Annotated in this window: 2 protein-coding genes and 1 pseudogene; all 3 read right to left on the bottom strand. The window is 76.4% G+C overall.

Going from position 1 to position 10,378, the window contains the following annotated elements; genetic code table 11:
* Positions 1-5,562 (bottom strand): annotated as a pseudogene (locus tag LO771_RS20935) (hypothetical protein); the annotation flags it as partial.
* Between the two features lie 218 nt (positions 5,563-5,780).
* On the bottom strand, positions 5,781-9,836 hold the full coding sequence (eccCa, locus tag LO771_RS20930; protein WP_230654731.1) for a type VII secretion protein EccCa: 4,056 nt from the start codon (positions 9,834-9,836) through the stop codon (positions 5,781-5,783).
* Entirely contained in the window at positions 9,833-10,303 is a 471-nt protein-coding gene (locus LO771_RS20925) for a WXG100 family type VII secretion target (RefSeq protein WP_230654727.1), read from the bottom strand. The genes eccCa and LO771_RS20925 overlap by 4 nt, the downstream gene beginning before the upstream one ends.
* Between the last annotated feature and the right edge of the window lie 75 nt (positions 10,304-10,378).

Genomic DNA, 10,378 nt, shown 5'->3' with positions numbered 1-10,378 from the left:
CGCGGGTGCGTCGGCGGACGGGCCGTCGAGCGGGTCGCCGGAGGCATCGCCCAGGCCGGGGCGCACGCCCTCGGACCCGCTGGGGCGGACCTGCCCGTCGGGACGGGGGGCACCCTCGGACACGACGGCGCCGTCGGACAGGGAAGGGCCCCCGGCATCGGGATGGCCGGTGTCCCGGGGCTCGGAGCCCTCCGACCCGCCCTCCCCGGCACCGCGGCCCGGCCCGCCCGGAAGCCCCCCGGTGCGCGCGGGCGGCACCTCGGAACCCCCTGCCCCCGCAGAACGCACCCCCGGCTGCGCAGAGGAGGACACCCCGCCGCCCCGCGCCGGCTCCCCGGCCGCACCGGACGGCTCCACCACGACGACGGTCGCGGTGCCGTCCGCACCACGGTTGAGCAGACCGCCCCCGCCCTCCGAACCGCCGGGCGCACCCCCCTCCGCCCCCTCACCACGAGAACCGGGACGAAGATCGTCCATGGTGAACGGACGGTCATGACCAGCACCGGTACGCCGCATCGGCGGCACCTGCACACCCGGACCCGACACACCCGGACCCCTCTCCATCCGGCCCCGCACCCCGTAGGGATCCCGCGGCGCAGACCCCAACCCGGAGGTCACACCCGTCACACCCCCCGGCTCCCCCTGCACACCCGGACCCGACACACCCGGACCCGTCCCCATCCGGCCCCGCGTCCGGAGCCGGTCCTCTGTGGCCACCTGCGCGGGTGCGTCGGCGGACGGGCCGTCGAGCGGGTCGCCGGAGGCATCGCCCAGGCCGGGGCGCACGCCCTCGGACCCGCTGGGGCGGACCTGCCCGTCGGGACGGGGGGCACCCTCGGACACGACGGCGCCGTCGGACAGGGAAGGGCCCCCGGCATCGGGATGGCCGGTGTCCCGGGGCTCGGAGCCCTCCGACCCGCCCTCCCCGGCACCGCGGCCCGGCCCGCCCGGAAGCCCCCCGGTGCGCGCGGGCGGCACCTCGGAACCCCCTGCCCCCGCAGAACGCACCCCCGGCTGCGCAGAGGAGGACACCCCGCCGCCCCGCGCCGGCTCCCCGGCCGCACCGGACGGCTCCACCACGACGACGGTCGCGGTGCCGTCCGCACCACGGTTGAGCAGACCGCCCCCGCCCTCCGAACCGCCGGGCGCACCCCCCTCCGCCCCCTCACCACGAGAACCGGGACGAAGATCGTCCATGGTGAACGGACGGTCATGACCAGCACCGGCAGGACGCGTCGGCGGCACCTCCGGCCGGGCTGTGCCGGCGGAGGCCCGGTCCTTCATCCGGCCATCCACGCCGAACAGGTCCCGCTCGCCCCCGGCCGGCCCCTCACCGACCCGGCCGCCGCCACCGGACCACCGCTGCTCCGCCGCCTCGGACTTCACCCGGTCCCTCATCCGGCCATCCACGCCGAACAGGTCCCGCTCGCCCCCGACCGGCCCCTCACCGACCCGGCCGCCGCCACCGGACCACCGCTGCTCCGCCGCCTTCTCCATCCGGGCCCTGACACCGAACAGGTCGTCCGGTCCACGGCCGAGGACACCGCCGCTGCCCTCGGGGAAGCGTTCGTCATGGATGGCGGTGTGCTGCCACTCCTCGTCAAGGACGGTGCGGAAGGTGTCGTCCCGCTCTGCCTCCTGCCTGAGCCAGGCGCCGGTCCTGCCGCGGCCCGCCGTGTCATGGATCTCGTCCCACCGTGTGACGGTCCGCTCGCGGAAGTCGTCGGCCAGCCGGTCGAACGCCCGGTCCCCCGCGCCGGCCGTGCGGCCCCGCACGGAGTACCCGGAGGTGCGCGTCAGGGCGTGAAGGTCGCGGGCGGCCCCGGCCAGCACGTCGGTGCGACCCAGTTCGTGCTCGATGCGGGCGGGCAGGGAGCCGGCGAGCCTGGAGCCGGTCTCCCGGGGGAGGTCTCCGGGAATGTGCGGCGTCCCGGCCGGGCCGCGGCCGGCGGGCGTACGGGGGACGCGGACACCGGGGTCGCCCGAGTGGCCGAACCAGTGGGCGTCGGCCGCGTCCAGGACGTCTCTGTTCCACGCGGTGGTGAGGCGTTCCCGGTTGCCCTCGGTGAGCTCCCGGGCCCCGGGAAGGGCGTCGGGGCCGTCGAGGGCGGAGCGCAGCACCCGGGACGCATCGCGGAGCTGCCGGGCGCGGAAGTCGGCATGCTCCGCCAGCTGCCGGCGGGTCGCCTCCCAACGGCTGGCGAACACGCCCTCGGGGCTGTCGCGGAGGTCACGGCGCAGTCTGTCGTGCGCGGCGCGCAGGCCGGCGCGGAGCTCCGGGCGGACGACGGCGTCGGCGTCGGCGTCGTGCCGGGCCGCAGCGGCCCGGTCGAACACGCCCACCGCCTGGGCGACGTCGCGCTCCCGGTCGGCGAGCGCCGCGAGACGGTCGGGGATCCCTGCATGGATCTCCCCGAGGTCCCGGTCCAGGACGGCTGCGGGGCGTCCTTCTCCCCAGGTCCGGTCGACCGCCGTGCGGACCTCGCGGAGGAGGTCCGCACGCAGTTCCTCCACCGCGGACCAGCGGGGGTCGTCCGGGTCGGGGTCGGCAGGACGGCCGGAACGGCCCTGCGGCAGGCGGTCGCCGAGCGTGCCGTCGCGCAGCTGCTGCCGGACGGCGCGGTCCAGGGCTCTGTCGAGGCCTTCGTAGGCGCGCTCCTGCGTGCTCCTCCGGGCGAAGCGGTCGGGAAGGGTGCGGCGGAGGTCGTCGTGCGCCCGGGTCCACAGCGTGTCGAAGTCCCCGCCGTCGCGGGAGGCCTCCTTCCACAGGCGCTCGAATGCGCCGTGCAGGTCGTCGTGGTAGCGCTCGCGGACCTCCCTGAAGGCGTCGCCGCCCTCGGGGACGTGGGCACCACGGAACGGGTCGTCCCCGGAGAACGCGGCGTGCCCCTCGGCGACCTCGCGGTCCAGGGTCGGGCCGCCCACCCGGAGGCTGAACTCCTCCACCACGGCGATCCGACCGGTGAACTCGTCGTCACGGTCGTGGCGGAACCGACGCCACTGCTCCTCCCGGCCGGGTGCGGACCGGGGGTCCGGCGTACGGCCGTGGTCGCCGCCGTGCCCGTCCCGGTCCCGGCCCTGGTTGCCCTCGCGCCCGTCGGGGTCGCCGTACCCGTCCTTCCCGCCGGACCCGCTGTGACCACCCGTGCCGCTTCCGCCGTGACCGCTGCTCCCTCCCCGACCGTAGCGGCCGCCGGAGCCGGCGCCAGCCGCCTCCGGGGTGCGGTCCGGACGGCTGGCGTCCCCGGAGAGGGATCCCCGCCGGTGGGCTCCCGAAGCGGAATCCCGCTCGGGACGGACGGACGCATCAGGCACGGTACGGTCCGCACCGCCCGGGATGCGGCCTCCCGCGCCGCCTGCCTCCGGGTCGGGCGCGGCGCCTCCCGCGCGCGGCCGGGAGTCCGGTCCCTCCGCCGCGCCGGCGGGACGAACCGCCTGCGGGCGGGTCGCTCCGGCGTCGGACGCGGATGTCGTTCCCGTGGGCGTGCGGCCGCTCCCACCGGTACCGGGGTCCTGGTGGGATCCGCCGGGGCCCTCGGGGTCGGCGGCACTCCGGGAGGGACCCGCGCGGCCGGGGCCCTCGGTACCGGTCACCGAGCCGGGCCCGTGGCCGGCCGGCACGGCGGTTCCCCTCGCGGAGCCCCCGGGCAGTGCGGGACGCAGTCCTCGGGAGGACCCTGCATCCGCCCGCACGGTGCCGCCGCCCGCCTTCCCGGCGCCGCCCCGGGAGGGGTCGGCCCCCCGACCGGACCCCGTCGGGGCCTCGAGGGTGGAGCCGCCCTCCGCGGGGCGGACGGGGACGCCGCCCCGTGCGGGCTCAGGTCGCGCCGCACGTCCGCCCGCGCCTGCTCCGGCCGCCCCCGCGGCGTCCCGGGTGTCCGCCGCCGGACGGCCGGCACCCTCCGCGGACGTGGTGGTCCGCAGTGCCCCTCCCCCGCCGGACGCATCGGCGGTCGTCTCCTCGGGGATCCGTCCGCCGGGCTGCGCGGGCCCTTCCTGCCCGGAATGCGGGGAGGCCTCGCGCCCGCCCGTGCCCGGCACGGGGCGGCGGGCCGCACCGTCACCCTGACCCGCTCCCGGGCGGGAGGTGCGGGCGGCGTCGCCGGGAACGGTTGCGGACGGCTCGAGGCCGGCCCCACCCCGGCCCGGGCGCAGCACCGCCCCGGCCCCGGAGGGGGCCGAACCACCCGGCTCGACGGTGCCGTCGGGGCGGACCGGGGCGGTGGGGGACTCCGCGGCGCCGCTGTTCGATGCGCCGCGCCCGCCCACGGGAGACGTCGGCCGGACATCGGGAGCGGCGGCGCCGGCGGTACCTGCGCCCCTGCCCGCCGGTCCGTCCGGGGAGCCGGGGGAGCCTGCGCCCGTGGACGGGGCGCGGCCCGGCAGGCCGCCGGGAGCGGTGCCGTCGGCGGCGGGCCGGCCCGCCGTAGCGGGGCCGCCGGGTGCCCGGACACCGCCCGCACCCTCGGGAAGGGCCGGGGAGGTGCCGGCGGGGCGTGTGCCCGGAGTGCCGGGGCCGCCCTCCACGGAGCGGCCGGGGGGGACGGCCGTCCCCCCGGGGCCGCCGGGGGACACGGGACGCACCTCCTGCGGGCCCGTCGTCGCCCGGCCTCCGCCCGTGGCGGACGGCAACGGGGACACCGGCTCGGGGGACACCGGCTCGGGAAGGGCCCCCCGACGACCGCCGGACCCGAGCGTGGCTGTGCCGCCCGTAGGGGTGCCGCCGCCCGGGAGGACCCCGGGCCCCTCCTCGTGGTCCTTGACCCAGCCGTAGCCGAAGCCCTCCGCGCCCTTGCCCGGACCCTCGACGGAACCCGTGAGGGTGGCCTGCGAGTCGGCGAGATCAGGCACGCGGTACGGCGACGACCCGGGGACCCGGCCCGGAGCCGTGCCCGGCGGGTTCACGGAGCCCTCCCCCCCGTGGCCCGGGGACCTGCTCCACTTGCTGCCGTAGAGCCCGCCCCCGAGGGCGCCCATGCCGAGGCTGAGGGCCTCGCCCTTGGCGTCGAAGTGGAAGGGGGTGTGGGTGGCGGCGGCACCGAGGGCGTTGCCGATGGTGTCGAGGGCGAGGTTGCCGGCGGCACCCCCGATCATGTTGATCCCGAACCCGGCGACCCGGCCGAGGCGGCCCATCGCACCGAGCAGCTCGGCGATCCTGTCGGCCACCCAGGTCGCCATCTGGGCGACCATTCCGAGGCGCCCGAGGATCAGTCCCAGACCGGGCAGGGCCATGCCGAGGAGGGTCGCGAAGAGGCTCCCGAGTGCCGAGGCGAGCTCCATGAGCTTCTCCTGCTCGATCTGCTTCTCGAGCTCCTGGCCGTACTCCTTGATGGCGTTGCCGACGTCGACCGCGTTGTTCGCGGCCTCGAGGACGGTGTCCCGGATGTTGTGCTGCGACGTGTTCCAGACCAGGCGCGCCGCGGCTCCGCCCAGGCCCGTCCACTGGGCACCCGTGATCGCGGTGTTCACGACATCCACCTGCTTGGCGAGTTCGGTGCCGTAGGCGATCCATGCCTCACCGAGCCTGGTGACGGCTCCGGCGTCGAAGTCGGACTCGGCCATCGGGGGATCCTTTCGCCGGGCTCCCGCGGGTCGCGGGCGGAGGTGCCCGTGCTGACGGGCGGGTGGGGGGGACGGCAGGGGTGGGGAGGGGCCTGGCTCGGCGCCTCGCACGGCGGAGGGAGGGGCGCGTCACGCACGTGCCCGGGCGGCTCCGGCAGCACGGCGGAGTGCCGTGCCGGGAGACGCCCCGTCCGCCGGACGGGGACGGCCGGGGGCGGCTAGTCGTCCGGACCGTCGTCCACGACCTGGACGACCTCCGGTTCGGCGGTGCGGGAGACCAGGAGTCCCCGGCCGGGCGGCCGGCGGACGGCGCGGTGGTCGCCCAGCACGACACCCTCGCGGGGGTCCCCGGACAGGAGCAGGCCGCCCGTGCCGGACTCGCGGAGCCGGCCGATGAGAGGTTCGGACATCTGGGCCCTGGCCATGCCCGCCACCCGGCGGGAGAGCACCAGGTGGAAACCGGTGTCCGCTGCCTGGGTGAGGTGGTCGGTGATCGGGGCGAGCAGGGTGCGGGCCGTGGTGCCGGAGGCGACCAGGTCGTAGTCGTCGATGACGAGGTAGATCTCCGGACCGCTCCACCAGGTGCGCTCCCTGAGCTCCTGGGCGGTGACGCCCGGGGGCGGCGTGCGCTCCTCCAGCTTGGCGAGGACCTGCTCGACGTACGCCTGGGCGTGCACGGGGTCGCCGGCGTGGGCCCCCAGGTACTCCTCGGGGACGGCGTCGAGCAGTCCGCGCCGGTAGTCGACGACGACGAACCGCACGTCCCACGCGGAGCGGTTCCGTGCGAGCGTGCGCATCCACGAGCGGAGGAACGTCGTCTTGCCCGATCCGGAGTCGCCCAGCAGCAGGAAGTGGGGGTCCCCTGCCTCCAGGTCGAGGTGGGCGGGTCCCAGGTCGCTCTCGCGGAGGCCGATCGGCACCTCACCGGGTCGGGCGGGCCCGCCCGCGGTGGACCGGGCCGCCGCCAGCGCGGCGGGGGTGACGCGTTCGGGCAGGATCCGCAGTTCGGGCGCCCTGGGCCCGGTCCATGCGGCGGCGAGGTCGGCGACCGCCGCGGCCTGCGCCTTGGCGAGGTCGTCCAGGGAGGCGAGGCCGTCGATCCGGGGCAGCGCCGTCTGGAAGACGTTGCCGGGAGCAGCGATGCCGCGTCCGGCAGGGCCGGTGCGCAGCAGCCGGGCGGCGGGACGGGAGACCTCGGACTCCCCGGGCTCGTTGGTCCGCAGCTCCAGGCGTCCGGCGATGTTGTCCCGGAGGCTGGGGCGGATCTCGGTCCAGCGGTTGGCGGTCAGCAGGAGGTGGAGGCCGACGCCGAGGCCGCGGGTGGCGACGGCGTGCACGACGGGGTCCGCGTCCTCCTCGGCCTCGCGCAGTGCGGCCCAGTTGTCGACCACGAGCACGACGTCCGAGGCGTCGGTCCCCTCGGGGAGGCGTCCTTCGGCGCGCAGGGCGCGGAACTCGGCGGCCGAGTCGATGTGGAGGCGCCCGAAGAGCACCTCTCTCTCCTCCAGGAGGCGGCGCGCCGTGGCGAGGGCACGGCGGACACGGGCCTCGTCGTGGCGCGTCGCCACACCGCGCACGTGCGGGGCCGCCTCCAGGCCGGCCAGGGTGCCGCCGCCGAGGTCCACGGCGAGGACCTGCAGCTCCTCGGGGGTGTGGGTGAGCATGGCGGAGAGAAGGGCCGTGCGCAGCAGGGTGCTCTTGCCGCTCTGGGGCGCGCCCACCACGGCGAGGTGCCCGTGGGCCCCGGCCAGGTCGACGGGGAGGACGCGCTGCTCCTGACGGAGGGGGAGGTCGACGACGCCGATCGGGAACGAGAGGCTCCCGTTGGCGGACCAGCCCCGGGACTCGAAGCCGCGTCCGCCCTGGTCGGCGTCGAAGGGGGCCAGCAGGGAGTCCGCCTCGATGAGGGCGGGCAGCGGGGGGAGCCAGACCTGGTGGGCGGGGGATCCGTGGCGGGCGATCCGCTCGACGAGGACCTGCATCTCGGTACGGCGGCCCGGGAGGGTGCGCGGGGCGGCGGGCGGTTCGGCAGCCGCGGCCTCCCCGGCGCCCGCGTGCTCCGGGGTCCGCAGGCCGAAGGGGACGGGCGGGGCGGGGACGGCGGGCGGCTCGTCCCCCCGTTCCCGGTGGGGACCGGAGATGTGGGCGACGCGGAAGCGCTCGTAGACGGACTCGTCGACCTTGAGGTAGGCGGAGCCGGGGATCGGGGGGAGCGTGTACGCGTCGGGGGTGCCGATGACCGTGCGGCTCTCCGCCGCGCTGAAGGTCCGCAGGCAGATCCGGTACGAGAGGTGCGACTCCAGGCCGCGCAGACGGCCCTCGTCGAGGCGCTGGGTGGCGAGCAGCAGGTGGATGCCGAGGCTCCTGCCCACCCGTCCGATCTGGACGAAGAGGTCGATGAAGTCGGGACGCTGGGACAGGAGTTCACCGAACTCGTCGACGACGACCATGAGGTAGGGCATGGGTTCCAGCGGCCTGCCGGAGGTGTCGGTCGCTCCCGAGGCGTGCAGGACCTGGTACTCGCGGACGGAGTCCACGTTCCCGGCCTCCCGCAGCATGCGCTGGCGCCGCTGCTGCTCGCCCTGGAGCGCGGCGCGCATGCGGTCGACGAGGGCGAGGTCATCGGCGAGGTTGGTGATGAGGCCGGCCACGTGCGGCAGTTCGGTGACCCCGGCGAATGTCGCGCCTCCCTTGAAGTCGACCAGCACGAAGCTGAGGTGCTCCGGCGCGTGGGTGGCCGTCAGGGCGGTGACGAGGGTGCGGAGGAGTTCGCTCTTGCCGGAGCCGGTGGCGCCGACGACGAGACCGTGAGGCCCGATGCCGCCCTGGGCGGACTCCTTGAGGTCGAGCACGAGGGGCGTGCCGTCGCCGGTCACGCCGATCGGGAGTCGCAACAGCTCCTCGTCGTCCGGCGCACGCCACAGCCGGGTGGGGTCGAGGCCGTCGAGGTCCCCGAGCCCCAGCATGTCCCGTAGGGGGACGGCGCGGGAGAGGACCTGCTCCTGGTCCCCGGTCAGGCGCAGCGGGGCGAGGGCGCGGGCGACGTGCTCGCAGAGCGCGGCGTCGACGTCGTCGGCGGTCGCCTCGGCGACCTGCGCGACCAGGGCCGGCAGTCGGCTCTCCAGGACGAGGGAGCCGTCGGCACCCACGCGGACGCGTGCGTCGACGCGGCCGGGCTCGTGCTCCTCCCGAGTGGTGAGGCAGACCACGTGGATGCCGCTGCGGGGGCCGGCCGCGTCGACGAGTTCCGCGACGAGGGAGCGCCGCGCCCAGTCGGCATCCGGCCGGTAGCCGTCCAGGACGACGACGAGGTGCCGGGGCCCTCCGGGGGCCTGCCGGTCGGTGAGCCCTCCGAGGGGGCGGTCCGCACGCACCCGGCGGGCGGCCTCCAGCCGGGCCTCGAGGATGTCGGCGAGGCCGTCGAGGTGCTCGGCGACCATGGGGACGGCGCGGTCACGCGGGGCCGTGGACTCCTCCTCGCGCGTGTGGGGCAGCCACTTGGCCCAGGCCCAGGCGTCGGGGTCGGCCGCGAGGACGGCCAACTGGACGTCGTCGGGCGCGTGCAGGACGGCCAGCTGGACGGCGAGGGCACGCGCGGCGGAGCGGGTGCGGCCGGGCGGGCCGAGGAGGCTGACGACCCCGCAGGACGCGAGGTCGACCCAGGCCGGCGAGGACCGGACGGTGGCATGGTCCCGGACGAGTCGGTCGGCGGCTCGCTGGGACTCGGGATCCTGGTCGGCCGTGGGGTCGGCCCGGTTGGCGGAGACCAGCTGCAGCGCGGGCGTCCCGGCGCCCGTGCCGAGACGGAGCCGGAGGAAGTCGGTGTCGGTGGGGCGGCGCTCCCAGACACGGCGTCCGCCGTGGGCGAGCGCCAGCAGCCGGACCGGGGAGGGGTGAAGAAAACCTCCGCTGAAGCGCTGGGCGGCCGCGGACGCGCGCGCCTGCGCGCGCAGGACGGCCAGGTGGGCTGTGTAGCGGTCGCGCCGCCGGTGGAGGGTTCGCCGGTTCTGGCTCTTGGACTGGGCGCGGACGAGGAAGGCCGTGCCGACCGAGGCGACGATGAAGGTGCCCCCGAGCAGGACCATCCAGGAGCGGCCGAAGGAGATCATGTAGGCGGCCATGCTGACGCTGCTGAGGAGCGGCAGGAGCAGGGAGGCCAGGGCGGAGGCGCCGTTCTCGGCGGACTTCTGCGGAGGCGCCGGGAGGGTGAGGCGCTGCTCCTCCGGGGCCGGCGGGAAGGTTCGGGCGGGTCGGTGGAAGGCCGTCCTGCTCATGCGTGGGACCACGTCTCACCGACGGCGGTGTGGTCGGGATCGTTGTTGTCCTTGAGGGAGGGGTCCCCGGGCGCGGGGGTGCTGCCGTGGCTGCTGGAGGCCAGGGCGAGGGCCATCTCGACGAAGACGTCGGCGACGGCCAGGTCGACGTTGCTGAATCCGACGGCGACGGCGTTGGTCCCGCCGGCCAGCACGTTGAGGACGCCGTCCTTCGCGTCGAACTTCTTGTCGTCCTCGGCGCCCGGGCTGCCGAACAGGCTCCGCATCACGCTGTCCCAACGGTCGTTGAAGTGCGCCGCCTCCTGGGAGCTGGTGCCCGACCAGGAGAGGCGGAGGGATGTGGATATGTCATGGATCGCCCTGATCTCATGAGCGATGTCCTTGGCGTACTTCGCCAGGCTCTTGGAGGCCGTGTCGAGCATGTCGGGGTCGACCTTGAGCGACGACGCGTCGTAGTCGGCTGGCATGGCGTTCTCCTCGGCGGATCCGGCTCCTCGGCGGATCCGGATCGCGGGCGGGTTAGGGGCGGGACGGGACCAGGG

The sequence above is a fragment of the Streptacidiphilus sp. ASG 303 genome (genome assembly GCF_020991365.1).
Classification (GTDB): domain Bacteria; phylum Actinomycetota; class Actinomycetes; order Streptomycetales; family Streptomycetaceae; genus Peterkaempfera.
This window is presented reverse-complemented; position numbering and strand designations above follow the sequence as displayed.